A 20,784-nucleotide genomic window follows, 5' to 3' on the forward strand; every position below is an offset into this window, starting at 1 on the left:
GTCTCGTCGACCACTGCAGGGCAGTGTTGATGATAGAGGGTCACCCGTCGCCACAGGCTAGGGTGGCCTCTTGGAATGGCCCCGTCGAAAACAGGACACGAGGTAACGCTTAAATTTTAAGGTAGTCAGATGAAGCGGGAACGTGGTAAGCCCATACAGTTGCCCAAGAGGCAGACAAGCCGTAAGGCGAGTCGTTGGCTGTGCGGGTATGAGAAGACGGAGAAAGCGAATGCTGGGCTGTAACGGTCCAGATAAGGGTTTCAACATACCCTACGCGAAAGCGGGCAGACTTCCGACCGGTGTTCCAGCGCAAAGCTGTCGAAAGACTTCGTAGAGGGAAGCATGAGAGAGCATCGTTCGCGGTGTCTGCGCCCTCCGCTGCGGCGGAAGAACCTCGGCAAGACAATGCGCAGGCGTCAGATGGTGGGCACCGGTCACACCGGCTTGTGACTTTGGAATGCTTGAGCCGTATGCAGGGAAACTTGCACGTACGGTTCTTAGGGGAGGCCATAGCGGCGACGCTGTGGCCTTACCCGATTTTAAGCCCAACTCTAATGTAGAACCCATCGAGGTTCTGACCCAGCCGGAACAGCGCCGGCGCCGCTCTGTCGATGAGAAGCTTGCGATAGTGCGCGAGACCTTCGAACCCGGAGCGAGCGTTTCCGGGGTGGCCCGTCGCCATCAGGTGAATGCGAACCAGGTGTTCGCCTGGCGTAAGCTGTATCAGGACGGAAGCCTGTCAGCCGTGAGTGCCGGCGAACAGGTGGTGCCAGCCTCCGACCTTGTCGAGGCGATGAAGCAGATTCGCGAGCTCCAGCGGCTGCTGGGCAAGAAGACAATGGAAGTGGAAATACTTCGCGAAGCAATGGAGTATGGCCGAGCAAAAAAATTGATTGCGCGCTCACCATTGCTGCCGGGGGACGGCCGATGAAGACGGTCTGTGAAGTCCTGGGTGTGTCGCGCTCTAATCTTGCGGTGAAATCGAAGCGCCCCGCTGAGTGGGTCGACCGGCGCAAGATGCCGGTTACAGACGACATGCCGCTGGTCACCGAGCTTCGGGGACTGGTCTGCGACCTGCCCACCTACGGTTACCGGCGGGTATGGGCGCTGTTGCGGCGAAACAGGGATGCACAGACCCAACCTCGCGTTAATGCAAAGCGGGTTTATCGGGTCATGCGCACGCATGGTCTGCTGCTCGAGCGCCGCCCTCGGCATCCTGAATCCACGCGCCGGCACGACGGCAGGGTCGCGGTGGACCGGAGCAATGCGCGCTGGTGCTCGGACGGCTTTGAATTCCGTTGTGATGACGGCTCGCCATTGCGCGTCGTCTTTGCATTGGACTGCTGCGACCGCGAGGCAATGAGTTGGGCGGCAAGCACTGGGGGCTACACCGGCGACATGGTGCGTGACGTGATGCTTCAGGCTGTCGAAAACCGCTTCCACGGAGCGCTGAAAACCGATAGCGAAATTGAGTGGCTGAGCGACAACGGTTCCTGCTACATTGCCGAGGAGACGTTGACGTTCTCGCGGGCAATCGGTTTAAAGCCCATCACAACCCCTGTCCTAAGTCCGCAGAGCAACGGGATGGCCGAGAGCTTCGTCAAAACGATGAAGCGGGATTACGTTTCGTGGATGCCCAAGCCCGACGCGACGACGGCGCTGCAAAACCTGGCCATCGCGTTCGGCCACTACAACGAACTGCATCCGCACAGCGCCCTTAGATACCGCTCGCCACGCGAATTCCGCCAGCAAGAAAATTCATCAACCTAAGCGTGACCACGTGTCCGGTTATGCAGGGGCAAGTCCACCTCTGGACTCAACGCAAGACGCAGTCCAAAACTGAACCGGTCATTATGTGATAAGTGACAATTACGGTGAACGCCAATAAGGTAATCAGTTCAGGCACGAGCTTACGGCGAAGGCGATACGCGGCGTGTACGTACTCGAAGGGTGACATAGATTTTCCGTAAAGATGTTTTCGCTCACCTTATGGAGAGCCGATTAACAATGACGCGCCTTATATAAAGTCAAGTCTTCTGAGGCTTCGCGTACGTTGGCCCCGAAAAAAGTTGGCATCCTTCATACTTCGCAAAGATCCCTCGCCGGATCATGAAGCTAAGATGCTATCCAGCGCCTTCCAACGTTCCTTTCTTTGAAACTTCTTCGACAACACTTCACCGATCTTAATGGGTTGAACTATAACTTAATCAATAGGACTACATAACTTCATCCATAAGCTTTAGCTCCACAATCCAACTTCACTAACTTTCTGTTGGACGGCTTTCGCTATTGCGAGCGAGCCGAGCGGAAGGTTGCTTGCCCCCTTACGGCGATCATCGCTTCTGGCCGGGCGTTACCTCGGATGGGTTGGGTTAGATCCAATGATGGGAATTATAGGGTCTTATATGATTGCTTGGTCGAAGTAGGGTCGCATGCATGATACGGCGGGGATTCTTTTAGACAAGACCGACAAACATGTTGCAGACGAAAAATGCGAAATCGTTGAGGCGAATGGCGATGTACGCCTCATGGACCTGCACGTATGGCAAATCTGCCCTCAAGCGCATGTTGCTATCAATAGCGTTTAACCAAAGATCATTACGACAACAATGATCCGCAATCGCCTGCGCCCTGTCTACGAGGTCCGCACATTGATCACAGAGCGGCTGACGGTTGAGCCGGAAATCTTATCTATATCTGACAACTAGCCAGAGACTCGTTCAGCTATATCGTAGCGATACCTCGCTAACGCTTCACCGGACGTTGTCCATTGACCGACATAAATCAGTCGAAACGAACTCCTTCTACCACATCGCGGACGATAGTGAATTGCGGGGCATAGGTTTCGGCGCATAAGCATTTGTCCAAACGGCGAGAATAGCGCAGAATAATTTTACGGGCTCCCGTATGCCGTCAGCACTGAACGCACCAACAATGCACTGAAGATTTTGCCACTGTCAAGACTACCGCATTGCAGGACCCCAGACCCAGGGCGCGAATTGCTCGCCAAAAGCTTTAAAAAACGTTCTGTCGCGTCCCGCTGACGACCGGGTCAATCCTCGCCCCTCAAAATTATGCATCGCAGTGACCTGTATTGTGCACATAGTGCGTGTTTGGCAAATAGTCAGTCGGCGGCAGCGCATTAACCATATTGGAAGCCTAAGAAGTTCATTTCCCAGGCGATACTACCGTACCGCTGAACAATGGAAGTGAAGCGTGTTTGAACCCCGAAAGCGTCGATAATTAATTCGTTCCGCATCGCGCCCGGCTCGTAATACGCGGTAACAAAATACAAAACGCTCATCAGAGTTATCTTCTCAAGAGCGGAACGTGTCCGCAGGAAACAGTCGTCGCAACGCTCTGTACAGGGTAAAGTGATTAGGGTATTTTAGTTACACAACATTGATTTCACTAACGATGTTTATACGTAACCGGGCTCGAACAATGAAGTTGATAATCCAGCTACCTTGTTTTAACGAAGCGTCGACTATTGCTATTGCACTTGCAGCGCTCCCCCGCCGAGTCGCCGGTTTCAGCTCCGTCGAGTGGTTGATAATCGATGATGGAAGTGTCGACAACACGGCAGGCGTGGCACCCATGCACGGCGTGGATCATGTGATAAGACATTCGAGTAATCGGGGCTTGGCACGCGCGTTTATGACCGGGATCGAAGCATCGGTGCGATTGGGCGCGGATATCATTGTAAACACTGACGCGGACAATCAATACAACGCCGAGGACATCCCTAAATTAGTCGAACCTATACTTAAAGGCCTTGCCGAAATTACAATAGGGGCGCGACCAATATCAGGCATACAACATTTCTCTGCCGTCAAAAAGTTTTTGCAAAAGCTGGGGAGCTGGGTTGTTCGAACGGCAAGCCATACCACTATAGTTGACGCTACCAGCGGGTTTCGTGCTTTCAGCAGAGATGCGGCCCAACAACTTACAGTTTTCAGTGACTATACGTATACGCTTGAAACGATAATTCAAGCGGGCCAAAAGAGCGTGGCGATTGTTTCGGTACCGGTCCGGATTAACCCTGATCTTCGCCCATCGCGCTTAGTTAAAAGCATTCCGTCCTATGTTTTCCGATCGATGCTCACCATTTGCCGGATTTTCGTTATTTACCGGCCGGGATATTTTTTCGGGATGCTAGGCTTATTTTTGTTGCTTGCGTCCTGCATTCCGGGACTTCGGTTTCTGATGTTATACCTTCGCGACGAAGGTCAGGGCCACATCCAGTCGCTTATCCTCGCGTCCATTCTGGCCGGCGTCGGCTTCCAAACTTTGCTCGCGGCTGTGATTGCCGAGCTCCTCGCGACTAACAGAAAGCTTCTTGAAGATATTCGTTACACCGCAAAGCGATCAGAGCCTCTCAGCGTGGATACCGGGCAACGTGTCGCTGCCGAAGTTGTGCGGCACGGACCAGGGGAACGACGCATCGGCACGCGTTTCTAATGAGTCTAACAACATCCTTTACTGAATACTTAGGCGTTCGCAGATGAAGATATCGCAGGGATTAGTTGAAGACGGCACAGTAGTTGGCAACACCTACGATAAATATGGCTCGAGGAACGTCATCGTTCGACGACTCATGCAGGGATTCGAAAATTCGCTCGTCGAACTCGTGAGCCAAGTCAACCCGCAATCCATTCACGAAGTGGGATGCGGCGAAGGGTATTGGGTAATGCGCTGGGCGGATCAGGGCATCACTTCCACGGGGAGCGATTTTTCGGAGAAAGTGATACAACTTGCACGCGCTAATGCGCTGGACCGGGGCCTCGATGCACGCGAGTTATGGTCGAAAGTGGTGTTCGCGGTGAGGCAGGGATTTGAAGGCGGTGGCGGTTTAGCTGAGAATGTTGCTTGTCTAGAGTAACAACCAGCCAAACCGAGATCCACCACCAATGAAGAAGCTTACAGAAGAAACAAGCGCGGGTAAATTGGAAGCACGGCCCAGTGGGCTTGACGATTTGATTCAACAGGGCGCGCGGCAGATTGTCCAGCAAGCGATCGAGGCAGAATTGGCGGCATTGCTAGAAAGATACGACAACGTGAAGACCCTTGATGGAAGACGGACTGTGATTCGCAATGGCTACCTGCCTAAGCGCGAGGTCGTCACAGCAATCGGCCCGGTCACCGTGAAGGTGCCGAAAGTTCGCGATCGCTCGGGCTCGGGCGTGAAGTTCAATTCGAACATCGTGCCACCCTACATTCGGAAATCACCCCGCGTGTCAGCGGCGTTGCCTTGGCTGTATCTACGTGGCGTCTCGACCGGCGACATGGGCGAGGCGCTGAGCGTGCTGCTGGGCGAAGAGGCCAAAGGTCTTTCGCCCAACGTGGTCAGCCGTCTAAAGGCTCAGTGGGCCGACGAGCACACCCTGTGGAATCAGCGCGATCTGTCAAACGCCCGCTGGGTTTATTGGTGGGCCGATGGCATCCACACGGGGCTGCGCAGCGACGATTCGGACGGCCAGTGCTTGTTGGTCATCATCGGCGTGAAGCCGGACGGAACGAAAGAACGCGTGGCGATCGGCGATGGTTTCCGCGAGTCGAAGGACGCCTGGTGTGAGCTCTTGCTGGATCTGAAGGCACGAGGCCTACAAAGCGGTCCACTGCTCGCGGCCGGCGATGGGGGCAATGGGGCTGTGGGCAGCATTGGCCGAAGTGTTCCCAAAGACTCGACACCAGCGCTGCTGGTTTCACAAGACTGGAAACATTCTCAACGCCTTGCCCAAATCACAGCACGGGCGGGCTAAAGCCGGCTTGCAGGAGATTTGGCAAGCCGCCACGCGCGAAGAGGCGCTCGCGGCCTTTAATCGCTTTACTGACGCTTATTCGGCCAAGTATCCGAAGGCGACGGAGAAACTCACAAAAGACCGCGATGAATTGCTTGCCTTCTATGACTTTCCTGCCGAACACTGGCAGCATTTGAGAACAACCAATCCCATTGAGTCGACCTTCGCCACAGTCCGACATCGAACAACTCGCACGCGCAATTGCGTTTCGCGTCCGACCTTCCTTGGCCTCGCATTCAAGCTGATTGAGTCGGCGGAAAAATCATGGCGGCGCATTCGTGCGCCCGAAAAAGTCGCCTCACTGCTCCAAGGCGTTCCTTTCAAAGACGGACTACCGGTGACCGACAGCACACCGGCTCAGCAACCGCTTGCCGCCTGATCAAACCACGCCTCGCAAACACCAGATTTGACAATAACTCGATGCACGCGCGTTTTTCGTAGAAAGTATTTATGAATTGCAGCAAAACGAGAACAAGCAAGATCTGCTCATCTGCTGCGAAGTATTGGAACACCTGGAGAATCCGGAAGACGGGCTAGGCAAATTGCGAGCAGCCGCGCAGAAATACGTCATTGTCAGTGTGCCGCGCGAGCCAATCTGGAGCGCACTTAACTTGGCGCGAGGAAAGTACCTGACGAGCGGCGGCAATACGCCGGGTCATATTCAAAGATGGTCGGCCACCGCCTTCAAGTCTTTGGTTTCCCGGTACTTCGAGATTGTGGAAACACGTACACCGTTGCCGTGGACCATGCTGTTGTGCCGTGTACCCGGAACCCCGCGTCGCGGATGAGTTCCACATTAAAGCGAGCTCTCTCCTGGATCGGCAGCGCGCTCGGCATTCTGGGTGCGGCATTCGTCGGGTTGAAACTTCTCAACTACAGCCATCAGTTGCCGATCGATAAGATCAGCATCTCCCAGTGGCTCGGCGTTGCAGCCTTGTCTTTCGTGTACGGCGCGTCGGGCTTTCTCCTTGCGCTTTCATGGCGCGACATCGTGCAGTACCTCGGAGTCAATATCCGGCGCGACTGGGCTGTCTGGGCGTACGGTGTATCGCAACCCGCCAAGTATGTACCGGGCAACGTATTTCACCTCGCCGGGCGGCAGGCGCTTGGCGTGTCGGCCGGCATACCAGCCTGGCCACTCGGCAAATCCATGGCTTGGGAATTGGGCACGATCGCGTCGATGGCGAGCCTCTTCGCGCTGTTGATAGTTCCGTCGTTTTGTGGCGTGCCAACGGGCATCGCGCTGCTGCTGTTCGCGTGTGTGGCTGTAATGTTCATTGTGCTGATCTGGCGTTTTTTCAGCCCCGATCTGGCGCGAGCCGCTGCACTTCAACTCGTATTCCTCGGTCTTTCCGGCATCGTCTTCGCGATGCTCTTCAGGCTATTGGGCGGCGAGTGGAACCTGATTCTGGTGTGCGGTGCATATGTCATTGCGTGGCTCATCGGACTGGTCACGCCTGGCGCGCCAGCCGGGGTCGGCATTCGCGAAGGCGTATTGTTCTTCTTGCTGCGTGGATCGATTGGGCAAGCGGGTCTTCTCGAAATAATCCTCATCGGACGTCTTGTTACCGCATCGGGCGATCTGATTTTCTTTCTTGCGGCGTCGCTGGGGTTTTCAGGGCGCCCGACGGGCTTGCAAGTCAAAACGACATGACTCTTTTTTCAAAAAAACCAAAAAGCACCCAGTAATGACCCGCAGCCATCGATCTACCGGATTGAACGCACTGTGTCTGGTCGTGCTACTCGCTTTTGTCGCGGCAATTTACGGATCCATTCCGTTCTATTCTGCCCCGGTGATGGGCCAGCTTGTTTGGGTATCATCGTTCGCGCAATCCTTCGCAAACGATGGCTGGCTCGCCGTGTTCTCGCACAATTTCGGCTATCCGCAGCAAGCGCCCATCGCTTTTGGTCTGCCCGGGGCGCTCGTCGAAGCGGCGTTGCTGCGCGTCACGCCGCTACACGCCGCGGATGCTTATTCAGTGATGACCATAGGCTATCTGGCCATGGCCGGCTGGGGAGCGATCCGTTTCACATAACAGCTCGGACTGACCTACCGCGCAGCGCTCGCATCGGCCGCTGTCTGGCTCACCATGCCAATGGTCTGGGCACATTCCGTGTACTCGATGTTGTCTATCGGCATCGCGTTGCTGCCTTTCTATCTTTATCAAGCAATTCGCGTCTGCCGCGTCGACAGTATTAACGTCCGCACCCTGTCTGCCGTGCTGTTCAGGTTCACAGCAACCGCCATCCTGTCGGTGTTCATGGACGGATACACGTTCGTTATGTTCGCGCTGGCGACGTTCATTCTTCTGGCCGCCGAGGGCCTTGGCAATCGCAGTTGCCGGAAGAACGTCGCCACAACCGCCTTGCCGATATCCGTGATCGGCTTTGGCATAGCGTATTTCCTATACGTGAAGTTTCTTGGTTTTTCCGTCTTTACTCCCGACCCGCTCGACCTTTTCAGAGGCTGGGGCGTCGATGTCACCATGCTGGTCTTTCCCACCAAAGGCCTGTTCTGGATCTGGGATCACCTTGGTCTGGGTATCGAGCGAAACAACGCGGTTTACTATGGCGATGCCTCGGTCTGGACCACGACGTTCTCGCTGTTCGTCGGCGTGTTCGGCTGCGCAGGTTTTATGGTCGTCAGGCGGCAAAAACTCGCCGTTGCGTTTCTGCTGATCGCGATCGTCGGGACCTACCTTGCCCTGGGCCCATCGCTGAAGATCCATTCGCTGCGGCCTCATGCAGATATTGTTGCCGGGCAATTTTCTCCTCTCATGCCGGCAGCCAACGCAATCATGCCCACAGGCAGCGGTTTTTTGTCGGAGCATGTGCCCGGCTTCAGGAATATGCGCGCGAGTTATAGGTGGCTTGCGCTCGGCTTATTAGGGCTTTGGGCAATGTTTGCAATGCTGATCGGAGAGCTGGACCGGCGCGGACGTGCCGGCGTCGCGCTTGCACTTGTCGTACTGACCGTTGTCTGCAACGTTCCGAAGCCACACGTCACCGCGCCTGGGACGGTTACCGACCCGGCGCTTGCTCGTGTAAAGCTGCGTGCCCCGCATCATTGGCGGGAATCGTTGGAGGATATGGACAGCACTCTAGCCACATCGTTCAAGCATGAAATCCGGAAAGGGAGCGTGGTCGCGTTCGTACCGCAGGGTAACGATTTTCTTGCCGGTTACCTTGCTGCTGCGGCCGACGCAAAGACGTACAACGTAGGTGGCGACAAGAATGTTGTAATTGCGAGTTCTGCGTGGCCCGCAAACATCAAGGCGCTGTTCGCAAGCCCGCCTGAGCATCTTGCGGCGTCTGTTACGCAAACCCTCGAAGCACATGATGCCGACTATGTTGTCGTGTCGTTCGTGGATCTGCTCTGGGATGCGCATGAGTGGCCGCCAGAGGCAACCAGCGTGGCTACAGCAAGGGCGCGTTACGCCAGTGCGCTCGATCAACTTCAGGCTGACCCGAGGTTGATCACGTCCCGCAGTGAATATTTCGCACTCGTCTCACTCAGATAACGCTCAACTCAGCTCGTCCGCCCCGATCTCACACTCTGAAGCACCGCCAGCATCGTTGTCTGATACTCCGGCACCCAGCGTCGCAGATCGCGCCTGACTTCTTCATCGGCCAGGACGCGATGCTGCATCAGCCAAGGCAGCAATTCGTCGAGGAAATGATTCGGCACGCCGCGCGCCTGCGCGATCCGAAGTTTCGGATGCGGCGTGCGGGTGGTGGTTTCGTCGTCGGCAAGGAGTTCCTCGTACAGCTTCTCACCCGGGCGCAATCCCGTGAACACGATCCGGATCTGTTCTTCTGTGAAGCCGTATAAACGAATCAGATCGCGCGCGAGATCGACAATCCTCACCGGCTCACCCATATCGAGAATAAAGATCTCGCCGCCGCGACCCATGCTCGATGCCTGCAACACCAGTTGCGCGGCTTCCGGAATCGTCATGAAAAAGCGCGTGATCTCCGGATGCGTCACCGTGACCGGGCCGCCCTTTGCGATCTGTTGCTGGAACTTCGGAATTACGCTGCCCGCGCTGCCCAGCACGTTGCCGAACCTGACCGTCTCGAACTGCGTACGCGGCGCGGTCTGCTGCAGCGCCTGACACGCCATCTCCGCGAGCCGCTTGCTCGCGCCCATGACGTTGGTTGGGTTGACGGCCTTATCGGTGGAGATTAGGACGAAATGGCTGACCTGATGACGGATGGCCGCGCGGGCCACGCGCAACGTACCGAGAACGTTGTTGCGCACCGCAGCCCACGCGTTCTGCTCTTCCATCAGCGGCACGTGTTTGTACGCAGCCGCGTGGAACACAATGTGCGGCGCGAAGCGGGACATGGTCTGGTCGAGCAGCAAGGAATCCTTGGCGTCACCGATCACCGGAATCACCGACAGATCCGGGAATCTCTCGTGCAATTCTTCAACGAGCAGATACATTGCGTATTCGCTCAAATCATAGGCCACGAGTTGCGCCGGCGAAAAGCGCAGGATCTGCCGGCATAATTCCGAACCGATAGAACCACCCGCCCCCGTCACCATCACAACACGGCCATGCAGCAACGCTTCGACGTGCGGCATGTCGATTTTGACCGGCTCGCGGCCGAGCAGGTCTTCGAGATCGATTTGCCGGACGCGCGAGAGAAACGCCTGACCTTGCGTGAGGACGGTGAGCGCGGGGAGGACCATCGCCTTGACGCCGGCCCGAACACACATGGTTGCGACACGCCGCTGAGCATCGACCGACGCCGATGGAATCGCGATGATCGCGGTATCGGCCTTGAGCTGTTCGGCCCAGAGCGGCAATTCGCTGATCGCCCCCAGCACCTTGTGGCCGAGGATTTCGCGGCCGCGTTTGGCGGGATCATCGTCGAGAAGACCGACCAGCCGCCATTCGCTCGAACGCGCGAGTTCACGCACGAGGTTCGCACCGGCGGTGCCTGCGCCGAGCACGATCACGGGCTTGCCCTTGCCGATCAGGCCGCCATACAGATAGAACTCCTTCACCGCCCGATACAGCGCGCGCGATCCGCCCGTCGCCATGAACAGCAGCAATGGCGAAACGATGAGAACCGAGCGTGGAATGATAGGCACCGGCTGCAGCATCGCGGCGCCGATCATCACGACCAACGCCCCGCTCGCAACAGCCTTCGAGATCCGCATGAGGTCCGGCAAACTGGCAAACACCCACATGCCGCGATACAGCCCGAAGATGCGAAACATCACGGCATAGATCACGACCACCCACACGAGCGCATTGATGCCGCCATGCCAGAAATCGTCGGGAACCGAGCCGTTGAAACGAAGAGCGTACGCGGCCAACCACGTGACGATCACCGCCACGATGTCGAATCCAAATGCCGCCATAGAGAGCCACGAGGGCTTAATTCGCATCGTTATGATTATCTTGAGTGAGGGTGAATTGCCGCCAACTGCGGTCGATCTGCCAGCCAACCAGCGCCAGAACACCATACCAGGCCCCGAACAGCACCCATTGCACTGCGGGCGGCACGTGAAGTGCTACCAGCGCCACCCCGCCACTGCCCAACATCAGCAAGTAATACGCCACAGCAACCCGGGTATGGCTTCCGGCAATCTGTACCAGCCTCTGATAGTAATGCTCGCGATGCGCCAGCCACACTTTTTCGCCCCGGGCGAGACGGCGACAGAGCGTCACGGTGGCATCGGCAACAAAAGGCGCAAACGCCAGCGCCGGGAACCAGATGGGCCACGCGCCGTGCTGCCAGCCCCAGAAACCGAGCGCGCCGGCGAGAAAGCCAAGCGGTATGGAACCGGCGTCGCCTAGAAATATCTTGGCCGGATGATGATTAAAAATCAAGAATCCAATTCCGGCGCCTGCGATTGCCGCCGCGGCCGTTGCGAGCGAAGGCTGCGTCGTAAGCGCTGCAACGGCGTAAAAACCGAAGCCCGATACCGCCATCCCCCCCGCAAGCCCATCAGAACCGTCCATGAAATTGTAGAGATTCACCACCCACACCAGCGCAATGACGGCGAGAAGCGCCATCCACCAGGCGATATCGACGGCGCTCCATGCGACGGCCGCCGCAACCACCAGCAAGTGCGCCGCGAAGCGAATCCGGGCCGGCAGGCCGCGCCGGTCGTCGATCTGGGACACGATGGCCAGCACCAGCGCCCCGAATGCGATCCAGCCAAACGACCGCGCACAAAGCGCAATGGCGAGGATCGAACCCGGTACGACGCCCCAGCCGCCCACGCGCGGAATGGGCCGCACGTGCAGGGAGCGATGATTCGGGATATCGACAGCAATATCCCACGCCCAGCCCGTGCGCAATAACAACAGCAGGATGCCGACGCTGACCACGCCCGCAACGGCTGCGGCAATGCACAAGAGCATGGGCGCGCTCACCGGTGCGCCTCCTGATAAGCGCGCACAGTCCTTTCGATACCCTGCGCTACAGAAACAGGCGGCGTCCATCCGAGGTCGGTCCTAAGCCGCGTGCTGTCCATGCGCAGCGGACTTGTCAGGCGATCGACCTGCGCGGAACGCCCAGCAATTCGGCCCAACGCGTGCAGCCATGAAGGGGGCACCGGCAACAGACGTGCGGGTTTGCCAAACGCGTGCGCGAGCGAGCGGATCATCTGTGGGACCGTCAGGTCATCACCGTCCGTGACGTGGTACACGCCCGCCATCGGCCCGGAACGCGTTGCGACAAAGCGAATGGCATCGGCGAGATTGCCTGCGTAGACCATGCTTCGGTGTGCGTGGACCGCCCCCAGCGGCAGCGGAACACCGCGCTCGACGGCTTTCATCAATTGTTCAAAGTTCGCCCGCACGCCCGGGCCGTAGACCAGCGGCGGGCGCAGGCTGACCACCTCCATGCCATGCTCGCGGCCGAAAGCGGCGAGTACGCGTTCAGCCTCGAGCTTGGTGATGCCGTATGGGTCGACCGGCGCGGGAGTGTCGTCTTCGCGCCAGGGCCGGCCGGGTTCGCCCTCGCCCAGCGCCTTGATGCTGCTCACGAATACAAATCGCTTCACGCCGGCGTCCAGCGCCGCGCGCGCCACGTGCTGCGAGCCTTCCACATTCACCGCCTGGTACGCCTTCATCGGATCGCCGGCGCTGTCGTTCATCACGTGAACGCGGGCAGCGAGATGCACGAATGCATCGGCTGCAGGCAACGGCGCGAGGCTCGCGAAGTTATCGTCGGTAATCAGCCGTTCGTCGACGCGCGGGTCGCAACCGCCCGGACGCCGCACGAGCGCGGTCACGGCGTGGCCTGCATCGCAGAGACATGCACACGTTGCGCGCCCCACGAAACCGTTGGCCCCGCTCACGATGATCCTCATGCCGACAACCCGCGATACACCGCGCAAGTCTGGGCGACGGTAGCGTCCCATGTCAGCTCGGCCGCCCGGCGCAAGCCCCTGGCGACCAGTTCGTCGCGCAACGCCGGATCGCCGAGCAGGCGCTCCATGCCGGCGGCGATGTCATCGATGGAATACGGGTCCACTTCCCAAGTGGCTCCCGCCGATACTTCCGGCAACGACGTGTTATTCGATGTCAGCACTGGCACGCCGCTCGCCATGGCTTCGGCAACAGGCAAGCCGAAGCCCTCGAACAATGACGGATAAGCAAACAAGGCCGCCGATGCATACAGTTTCAGCAAATTCTCGCGCGGAACGTAGCCCGGCATCACGACCTGGTTGTCGCGTGCGAGCGGTTCGATCACGCGCATCAACGCGGCGTTATGCCATCCATCGGCGCCGATCAGCACGAGCGGAAACGCGCTCCGCATATCGGCCGGCAAACGCGCGAACGCCTCGGCAAGCCGCAGCAGATTCTTGCGCGGCTGCAACGTGCACACTGACAGTACGAACCCGCGGTGTTTCAGTTCGAGTTGCGCGAGGGCGTCGGCACAAATTTCTTCGGGGTACGGCTGGAACGCCGGTTCCACGCCCAGATGAATGGTGACCACCTTCGACTCGGGAACGCCGTAGATCTCGACGACATCGTTCTTCGTGTAATGACTGTCCGCAATCACGACCTGCGCCTGGCGCAACGACTTCGGGATCTCGCGGTCGAGATATTCCACCGCCACGCGCGGATGAAACTCCGGATGCCGCCGATGCGAAAGGTCGTGGATAGTCAGCACGGTCGGGCCTTTGTAGCGCGACGCCACGAAGTTCGTCTCATGATAGATAAAGCCGCGACGTGCGTAGTCGTCGCGTAATTCACGCGACAGGACTGCCCGCAAGATGGTTCTGCTTCGATACAGGCCCGGCAGACTACGCGCCTTTTGCATCACTTTCGCCCTGATACCCTCGCTGAACTGCACGCCCTTGCTCAACGGAACCCGCTGGTTGATCAGTTCCTGCAGTCGCTCGCCTTCGAACAACTGCGTGCCCACCCAGCCTGCCAGCCCTTGCACATCCGGCGTGTCGGTCAGTCCTTCCAGCAGATGCTGGGTGTAATAGCCGACGCCGCTCCGGGGTGGGCGTAGTGAGTTGAGATCGAAAAGCAGTTTCATGCGTGAATGTCTAGTTATCTTTGGGGCAGCTTGATGGGCTATGAGCGGCGAACCGGGGCCACGAGGGCGGGATCGCCGCCATCGACCTTGTCCGCAAGACACGTGGCTCGCGATCGCAACCGGGCCAAGAATGGAATGAATGAAACCGTCCTCGTTTGCTAACCGACTGGACCTGTTCCATGTTTCCCCGAATCCCTTCCCGCTGCGCTTCACAGCGTTTCGCCCGGCCCGGGCGAAACGTCGAAATTTAACACACCGGCCCCTGTTTCCCCCGTCTTTGCGGACCCACCGAAGCGGGTCGCGTGCGCCTGCGCAACGCTCCGCGCCTCGGTGATCACGTGTCAAGAAAACTGCCCACACAGTAACAAAACCCTCGCGACGCGGCGAGCCAGGGGCAGTTCCCTTGCTGCCACAACGGTAACGAGATGTTCTTGAAAGGGGCATCGGTGTTCCGAAATCCGCTAAAATCGCGGCTTCCGTGCCCCAATTCAGCCATTCCCGAACGTTAATGAACATCATTCCCGTGATTATTTGTGGGGGCGCAGGTACCCGCCTGTGGCCGGTGTCCCGCGAAGCCTTCCCGAAGCCGCTGTTGAAACTGGCCGATGGGCAAAGTCTCCTGCAGAAGACATTCTTGCGCGCATCGCACGTGGCGAACGCCGGTGAAGTGGTCATCGTCACCAACCGGGAAACCTATTTCCTGACCAAAGACGAATGCGTCGAAGCTAAATCGGGCGTGAGCAAGCTCGGTTTCATCCTTGAGCCGTCCGCGCGCAACACCGCGGCTGCAATCGGCGTGGCGGCGGAAGTCGTGCGCGAGCAGCATGGCGCGGACGCGATCATGCTCGTGATGCCCGCCGACCAGCTGGTGGAAGACGAAGCCGCGTTCGGCGCCGCTGTGCGGCACGCCGCGCGGGCAGCGCAGGAAGGCCGCATCGTCACGTTCGGCATCCGTCCGACGAAGCCGGAAACCGGCTATGGCTACATTGAATTCGACAGCGCGCCGCTGCCGGGCGCGCAGGCCGTGCATAAAGTGGTGCGGTTCGTCGAAAAGCCCCAGTTGGGCGTGGCCGAAGAACTCGTGGCCGACGGCCGGCATCTCTGGAACGCGGGCATGTTCTGCTTTACTGCCGAGACCATGCTGGCCGAACTTGGCAAGCACGCGCCGACGGTCCTTGAACCAACTATTGCCGCGGTGAATGAAGCCAAGCGCAGCACTTCGAAGGACGGTTACACGGTCGAACTCGATGGCGCCCAGTTTGGCCGTGCGGAAGATATTTCCATCGACTATGCGGTCATGGAGCGCTCGGACAACGTCAATGTCGTGCCGTGCGAAATGGGCTGGAGCGATATCGGCTCGTGGCTTGCCATCAGTGAGCTAACCGCGCCCGATGCACGCGGCAATCGCATTTACGGCGGAGCCGAGCTGTATGAAGTCGATAACTGCTTTATTCGCAGCGAAAACGGCCGGATGATCGGTGCGGTGGGCGTGCAGGACCTGATCGTGGTCGACACTGCCGACGCCCTGCTGATCGCCACGCGTGACCGGGCGCAAGACGTGAAGCAGATCGTCGCCAAGCTCAAGAAAGTCAATCACGATGCGTACAAGCTGCACCGGACGGTGCATCGCCCATGGGGCACGTACACCGTGCTGGAAGAAGGCGATCGCTTCAAGATGAAGCGCATTGTGGTGAAGCCGAACGCGCAGCTTTCGCTGCAGATGCACCATCATCGCAGCGAGCACTGGATCGTGGTGAGCGGTTGTGCGGACATCGTCAACGGTGAGCAGGTCATTTCGCTGCAGCCGAATGAGTCCACCTATATTCCGGCGGGACACGAGCACCGGCTGATCAATCCTGGCGTGATGGATCTGGTGCTGATCGAAGTGCAGTGTGGCGAGTATCTGGGAGAGGACGATATTGTCCGCTTCGAGGATGTTTATGGGCGCGTGCCTGCCTGATTGCTTCTAGCGTCATTTGGCAAACGCCGCCGGAGGATGTGGAATCCGCGGCGGCGCCTTGCATTGCTTCATTGCCGGCAAGATGTCTTGCGCCGGCCCCTCAGCGGGATTTATGCGCGTTTTACACTTCTACAAGACGTACAAGCCCGATTCGATGGGCGGCGTCGAGGAACTCATCGGCCAGATATGTTCGGGCGCAGCCAAACGCGGCGTGACGAGCGAAGTGCTGACCGTATCGAAGGATACGAGCACGGTCGACTTTGGCGACCACCTGCACCATCGCGCCAAACTCGATGTGGAGATTGCATCGTCGGCGTTCTCGCTCGCAGCGTTCCGGCGCTTTCGTGAGCTGGCCGAACACGCCGACCTGATTCATTATCACTTCCCGTGGCCGTTCGCCGATGTCGTGCATTTTGCTTCGCGCGTGCACAAGCCCTCGATCGTGACGTATCACTCGGATATCGTGCGGCAGAAGGTGTTGCTGCAGTTCTACAAGCCGTTGCGGGACAGGTTTTTGGCAAGCGTGGACACGATCGTGGCTACATCGCCGAACTACCTGGCGACGAGCGATGTGTTGCAGCGGTATCGGGACAAGGTCGAGGTGATTCCCATCGGGCTGGACGAGAATTCGTATGCGAAGCCCACGGCTGAGAAGTTGCAATACTGGCGCGAGCGTGCGGGGCCGAAGTTCTTCTTGTTCGTCGGAAATCTGCGGTACTACAAAGGCCTGCATGTCTTGCTCGATGCGCTGCAGGGAACCGAGTTCCGGGCCGTGATCGTCGGGTCGGGGCCGGTGGAGCATGAGTTGCGGGCGCAGGCAGCGCGGTTGAAGCTGGATAACGTGGATTTTGTCGGGCCGGTCGATGACGACGACAAGATCGCCCTGCTCACGCTCTGTCATGCGCTGACGTTTCCATCGCATTTGAGGTCCGAGGCGTTCGGGATCTCGCTGCTCGAAGCGGCAATGTTCGGGAAAGCGATGATATCGACCGAGATCGGGACCGGGACTTCGTATGTGAATGTGGATGGGGTAACGGGGCTGGTGGTGCCGCCTAGCGATCCGGCGGCGTTGAGGGGGGCGATGGGGAGGGTTTGGGGGGATGAGAGGCTTTCAATAACGCTCGGCCTCAACGCGCGGGCGCGGTTTAAGGCTCTGTTTACGGCGTCAAGAATGACTGATGCTTACGTGGATCTGTATCAACGGTTGGTTTGATGACCTTCCTTAATGTTGCTTTCCGAAAAATCCTGCTGTTAAACGATAGAAAATATGACGCCGAATAAGCAACAACGGGAAAATTTATCATTTAAAGCCTATGCTGTTGCCGCGCTGATTCCGCTGTTGGCGCTAGCCTTCGCGTTGCTCAAATTAACGCCCACGCGTGTTGGAGACGGCTCCGAATATTACGCAATGTATTTTGCCTTCAAATATACGCTACGCCCGTTCATGACCCCAGTGAGTTGGGCACATTACGACGCGCTCGTGAATTCGGACGCAATCTCGTCAATGGTGTCGCTTAAGCGCCTTACAAGTCAGTTTCCGGCCCTTCGCATTGGCGATACCGCCGATCTGAACCACTTCTGGATGTATAGCGCGATTGCTGCGGGAGTGAGCATGCTTGTGTCTGTGGCTGGTATCGCACTGTCGCCCCACACGGCCTTTCTATTGACACATGCAGTCATATTCGCTGGCGTGTCGATGATCGCACTGCGACTCGCAGGCTGGAAAGGACTTGCTGGCGTTGTACTCATGACAGTGCTTTCACCCATGATTTGGTTCATGGACAAAGTGCACACCGAATTTTTCACATATTGCTTTGTACTGGGCGGTGTCATCGCTTTCAGTGGTTCGCAATTTATTGCCGCAGCCTTACTTCTCGCGATCGCGTCGACGCAAAACATTAGTTTTGCGGCCATTGCCTTTACTCCGCTGCTGGTCGACATATACCGCCGTAAGCAACGCAGTTATTCAATGTTTGAACTGATAGCGCTTGCATTCGCCGCGCTGGCCGTTTTTGCTCACCCTACGTACTACTTCTTCCGCTACGGGGTAGCCGACCCGCAATTGTTAGCGGGCGGAGCAAAGGTAGGAGCAAATTTAAAAGTCGCCTATATTTGGTTGTTCGATCCAGATGTAGGGCTTTTACCCAATTGGCCGCTTGCAATCGTGTTGGTTGTCTATGGTTTCATCGCCCGAAAGAGGTTTGCAGCCGACAAGCAGTGGGCGCAGAACTACGCATTTTTTTGCGTCTGCTATCTTGCAGTCAATCTTCCCGCTCAATCGTCGACCGAAAACTTGAACTCAGGTGCAACTCCAGGGCTCGCCCGGTACGCAACTTGGTACATTCCTTTGTTTTACCCATTGGCTGTCGAGTTTATTTGCGCTATCAAACGCGCAAAGCGGACCTGGCGAATGGGGAGCCTGCTTATCCTCGCCCTGTGCTTGTTCTTCACAATAAAATATGAACGGCCAGAATTGAGCGAGGCAGGCTATGTCAGCCCATCGCCCTTGTCACGTGTCATTCAGACGCACTTGCCGCATATTTACAATCCTCCGGGAGAAGTTTTCTCAGAACGATACGGCGGCATTGGAGAAACTCCGCCATTGCTTCAAGCTTACGCAGTCGTCGGGCCCGACTGCAAGAAGGTCTTGATGATGGGTGGGCCAGGCCCCGTCTATGGAGGGTCGGGTTGCGGATTTTCCCAAGACAAACTAAAACGCGTCGTAGAGTCCGTCGCATCCCAAACGAGCCTCTTCCATCCAGGCGATTACTTGCACCTGAGCGCAGCACAGGCCGCGCAGGCGGTGTTCGAATGTCCTCGGCATCTTGACTTTTCTGATTTAGGTAACGTTCCGGATGGAGTACTAAGCGGCTTCAGTAGCGCGGAGCCATGGGGACGTTGGAGCGACGACTTGAAGGCAAGTTTGAAGTGCATTCCGCCCAAGGCTTCTGCCATCCGAATTCAAGCGACCAGCTTCTCACCCAATGGTCACAGACAGAACGTCTCAATATCGATCGACGGCGCCCCTTCAAAAGCCTTCGTTTTGGAAGGCGGCCAGCAAGTCCTGGACGTCGACTTGCTGGAGAAAGATGGCAAGCAGATAACCATCAAGTTCAGGATTCCCGATGCCGTGTCGCCGCATTCGCTAGGCTTCAGCGAGGACAATCGCAATCTTGGGATTGGCGTCCGTGCGATTGACTTCTTGCCATGAGATGCGGGCTGGGCAGAAAGACCTATTGGGCTTCAGCGATGTCGGCTTGTGAAAACGAAGTGCGATATGTCGAACGGCGCGGAGCCGCGAAAATCGAAAACGCCCCCCGCCGCGGATGACGAAAGTCGCTGATCAATTACAATTCAGCACTATTTGTACAGTCGGCGCATCGGTATGCGCAGTTTGAGGGGTTCTGAATGGACACACATTCGCTGTTCGCATTTGAGCAGTCGCTACGTGGAAAGCGCGTCTTGGTCACTGGTCACACTGGCTTTACTGGCAGTTGGGTGTGCCTCTGGCTTTCATACATCGGCGCAAAAGTTGCAGGCTATTCATTGGCGCCGGACCAAGCGCCCGCGCTCTATGAAGAGATCCGCGCCAAGGAACTGGTGGAAGAGTCGGTGTTCGGGGACGTATGCAACTACGGGACTCTTAAAGCGGCTTTCGACCAGTTCGAACCGGACGTCGTACTTCACCTCGCCGCTCAACCCCTCGTGCGTCGTTCGTATCGCGAACCGGTCAGCACCTTCCTTGTCAATGCGATGGGTACCGCTCACGTACTAGAAGCCGCGCGTCTAACCCCGTCGACCCGGGCCGCAGTCTGCATCACTACAGACAAGGTCTATAAAAACAACGAATGGGCGTGGCCCTACCGGGAAAATGATCCATTGGGAGGCAAGGATCCGTACAGCGCGTCCAAAGCCGCAGCCGAAATGATCATCGATAGCTACCGGGCCTCATTCGGCAAATCCGATGGAACAGGTCTTGCCATCGCCACAGCAAGAGGCGGCAACATCATAGGCGGCGGAGACTGGTCCGAAGACCGGCTGGTTCCCGATTTTGTGCGTGCGGTCATAAGCAAGTCGCAGCTCACGCTTCGCTATCCCGACGCAACCCGGCCGTGGCAACACGTCCTCGCATTAGTGCAAGGCTATCTCATGTTGTTGGCCGGATTGCTGAACGAGCCCGACCGTTATGCGCGCGCCTGGAATCTTGGGCCACAAGACCCGCGGAGCTTTAGCGTGCGCGAAGTGCTTGAGGATTTGTCGGCAAATTGGCAGCGCCCTGACTTGGACTACATGCAAGCACCGCTCCCGGAAGCGGGCGCGCTCGCGCTGGACAGTTCTCTCGCGCGCAATCAGCTTGGCTGGACGCCACCGTGGAACACACGCCGTGTTGTTGCGGAAACCGCCAACTGGTACCGCGACTATTACGCGAGCCCGGCCGATGCGAAGGACATATCATTGAGACAACTGCAATCCTGGCGCGCAGATCTTGCCACCGCAGGCAACTGA

Annotated in this window: 15 protein-coding genes and 1 pseudogene; 12 read left to right on the top strand and 4 right to left on the bottom strand. The window is 57.7% G+C overall.

Annotation, left to right across the window (positions count from 1 at the left end):
* Positions 1-565: 565 nt before the first annotated feature.
* The 8 genes and pseudogenes from AX768_RS12010 to AX768_RS12045 all read left to right on the top strand — a co-directional run bounded on the left by AX768_RS12010 (position 566) and on the right by AX768_RS12045 (position 9,322).
* Positions 566-1,770, top strand: a protein-coding gene (locus AX768_RS12010) for an IS3 family transposase (RefSeq protein WP_144022069.1) whose coding sequence is annotated in 2 segments (ribosomal slippage) — positions 566-890 and positions 890-1,770 — 1,206 coding nt in all. Because the reading frame shifts where the segments join, the coding sequence is not laid out codon by codon here.
* A 1,674-nt stretch (positions 1,771-3,444) separates the two neighbouring features.
* Positions 3,445-4,461: a glycosyltransferase family 2 protein gene (locus AX768_RS12015; RefSeq protein ID WP_062000143.1), complete on the top strand. Its 1,017-nt coding sequence runs from the start codon at positions 3,445-3,447 to the stop codon at positions 4,459-4,461.
* A gap of 43 nt (positions 4,462-4,504) precedes the next feature.
* Positions 4,505-4,882: a methyltransferase domain-containing protein gene (locus AX768_RS12020; protein ID WP_062000144.1), complete on the top strand. Its 378-nt coding sequence runs from the start codon at positions 4,505-4,507 to the stop codon at positions 4,880-4,882.
* A gap of 28 nt (positions 4,883-4,910) precedes the next feature.
* Positions 4,911-6,180, top strand: a pseudogene (locus tag AX768_RS12025) (IS256 family transposase).
* A gap of 76 nt (positions 6,181-6,256) precedes the next feature.
* Positions 6,257-6,589: a hypothetical protein gene (locus AX768_RS12030; protein WP_062000145.1), complete on the top strand. Its 333-nt coding sequence runs from the start codon at positions 6,257-6,259 to the stop codon at positions 6,587-6,589.
* Positions 6,586-7,455, top strand: a complete 870-nt coding sequence (locus tag AX768_RS12035; protein ID WP_062000146.1) for a hypothetical protein — start codon at positions 6,586-6,588, stop codon at positions 7,453-7,455. The genes AX768_RS12030 and AX768_RS12035 overlap by 4 nt, the downstream gene beginning before the upstream one ends.
* A gap of 34 nt (positions 7,456-7,489) precedes the next feature.
* Complete coding sequence (locus AX768_RS12040) at positions 7,490-7,837, top strand: hypothetical protein (RefSeq protein WP_062000147.1); 348 nt, start codon at positions 7,490-7,492, stop codon at positions 7,835-7,837.
* A gap of 54 nt (positions 7,838-7,891) precedes the next feature.
* The gene (locus AX768_RS12045) at positions 7,892-9,322 is read left to right on the top strand and encodes a hypothetical protein (protein ID WP_144022065.1); all 1,431 of its coding nucleotides are present in this window, start codon (positions 7,892-7,894) and stop codon (positions 9,320-9,322) included.
* 8 nt (positions 9,323-9,330) lie between these two features.
* On the opposite strand, the gene AX768_RS12050 is transcribed toward AX768_RS12045, so the two are convergent.
* Genes AX768_RS12050 through AX768_RS12065 form a run of 4 tightly spaced genes read right to left on the bottom strand, consistent with a single transcriptional unit; the run spans position 9,331 to position 14,318 of the window.
* Positions 9,331-11,175, bottom strand: a complete 1,845-nt coding sequence (locus AX768_RS12050; RefSeq protein ID WP_231941267.1) for a polysaccharide biosynthesis protein — start codon at positions 11,173-11,175, stop codon at positions 9,331-9,333.
* 16 nt (positions 11,176-11,191) lie between these two features.
* Positions 11,192-12,184, bottom strand: a complete 993-nt coding sequence (locus AX768_RS12055; RefSeq protein WP_062000963.1) for an MraY family glycosyltransferase — start codon at positions 12,182-12,184, stop codon at positions 11,192-11,194.
* Between the two features lie 8 nt (positions 12,185-12,192).
* Positions 12,193-13,188: a UDP-glucose 4-epimerase family protein gene (locus tag AX768_RS12060; RefSeq protein WP_231941268.1), complete on the bottom strand. Its 996-nt coding sequence runs from the start codon at positions 13,186-13,188 to the stop codon at positions 12,193-12,195.
* Positions 13,134-14,318, bottom strand: coding sequence for a glycosyltransferase family 4 protein (locus AX768_RS12065; RefSeq protein ID WP_062000151.1), 1,185 nt, complete (start codon positions 14,316-14,318; stop codon positions 13,134-13,136). The genes AX768_RS12060 and AX768_RS12065 overlap by 55 nt, the downstream gene beginning before the upstream one ends.
* Positions 14,319-14,826: 508 nt before the next feature.
* On the opposite strand from AX768_RS12065, the gene AX768_RS12070 reads away from it, so the two are divergent.
* From AX768_RS12070 to rfbG, 4 genes are all read left to right on the top strand, one after another.
* Positions 14,827-16,278, top strand: a complete 1,452-nt coding sequence (locus AX768_RS12070; protein WP_062000152.1) for a mannose-1-phosphate guanylyltransferase/mannose-6-phosphate isomerase — start codon at positions 14,827-14,829, stop codon at positions 16,276-16,278.
* Between the two features lie 112 nt (positions 16,279-16,390).
* Entirely contained in the window at positions 16,391-17,491 is a 1,101-nt protein-coding gene (locus AX768_RS12075) for a glycosyltransferase family 4 protein (protein ID WP_062000153.1), read from the top strand.
* A 54-nt stretch (positions 17,492-17,545) separates the two neighbouring features.
* The gene (locus AX768_RS12080) at positions 17,546-19,489 is read left to right on the top strand and encodes a DUF7024 domain-containing protein (protein WP_062000154.1); all 1,944 of its coding nucleotides are present in this window, start codon (positions 17,546-17,548) and stop codon (positions 19,487-19,489) included.
* A 197-nt stretch (positions 19,490-19,686) separates the two neighbouring features.
* Complete coding sequence (gene rfbG, locus AX768_RS12085; protein ID WP_062000155.1) at positions 19,687-20,784, top strand: CDP-glucose 4,6-dehydratase; 1,098 nt, start codon at positions 19,687-19,689, stop codon at positions 20,782-20,784.

This window comes from Burkholderia sp. PAMC 28687 (assembly GCF_001577465.1).
Classification (GTDB): domain Bacteria; phylum Pseudomonadota; class Gammaproteobacteria; order Burkholderiales; family Burkholderiaceae; genus Caballeronia.

Bases quoted from the DNA above. Each gene is read 5' to 3' on its own strand.
- AX768_RS12035 (WP_062000146.1), top strand. From the start codon at position 6,586: ATGAGTTCCACATTAAAGCGAGCTCTCTCCTGGATCGGCAGCGCGCTC.
- AX768_RS12055 (WP_062000963.1), bottom strand. From the start codon at position 12,184: ATGCTCTTGTGCATTGCCGCAGCCGTTGCGGGCGTGGTCAGCGTCGGC.
- AX768_RS12070 (WP_062000152.1), top strand. From the start codon at position 14,827: ATGAACATCATTCCCGTGATTATTTGTGGGGGCGCAGGTACCCGCCTG.
- AX768_RS12075 (WP_062000153.1), top strand. From the start codon at position 16,391: ATGCGCGTTTTACACTTCTACAAGACGTACAAGCCCGATTCGATGGGC.
- AX768_RS12080 (WP_062000154.1), top strand. From the start codon at position 17,546: ATGACGCCGAATAAGCAACAACGGGAAAATTTATCATTTAAAGCCTAT.
- AX768_RS12060 (WP_231941268.1), bottom strand. From the start codon at position 13,188: ATGGGACGCTACCGTCGCCCAGACTTGCGCGGTGTATCGCGGGTTGTC.
- rfbG (WP_062000155.1), top strand. From the start codon at position 19,687: ATGGACACACATTCGCTGTTCGCATTTGAGCAGTCGCTACGTGGAAAG.
- AX768_RS12040 (WP_062000147.1), top strand. From the start codon at position 7,490: ATGACCCGCAGCCATCGATCTACCGGATTGAACGCACTGTGTCTGGTC.
- AX768_RS12020 (WP_062000144.1), top strand. From the start codon at position 4,505: ATGAAGATATCGCAGGGATTAGTTGAAGACGGCACAGTAGTTGGCAAC.
- AX768_RS12050 (WP_231941267.1), bottom strand. From the start codon at position 11,175: ATGGCGGCATTTGGATTCGACATCGTGGCGGTGATCGTCACGTGGTTG.
- AX768_RS12015 (WP_062000143.1), top strand. From the start codon at position 3,445: ATGAAGTTGATAATCCAGCTACCTTGTTTTAACGAAGCGTCGACTATT.
- AX768_RS12065 (WP_062000151.1), bottom strand. From the start codon at position 14,318: ATGAAACTGCTTTTCGATCTCAACTCACTACGCCCACCCCGGAGCGGC.
- AX768_RS12045 (WP_144022065.1), top strand. From the start codon at position 7,892: ATGCCAATGGTCTGGGCACATTCCGTGTACTCGATGTTGTCTATCGGC.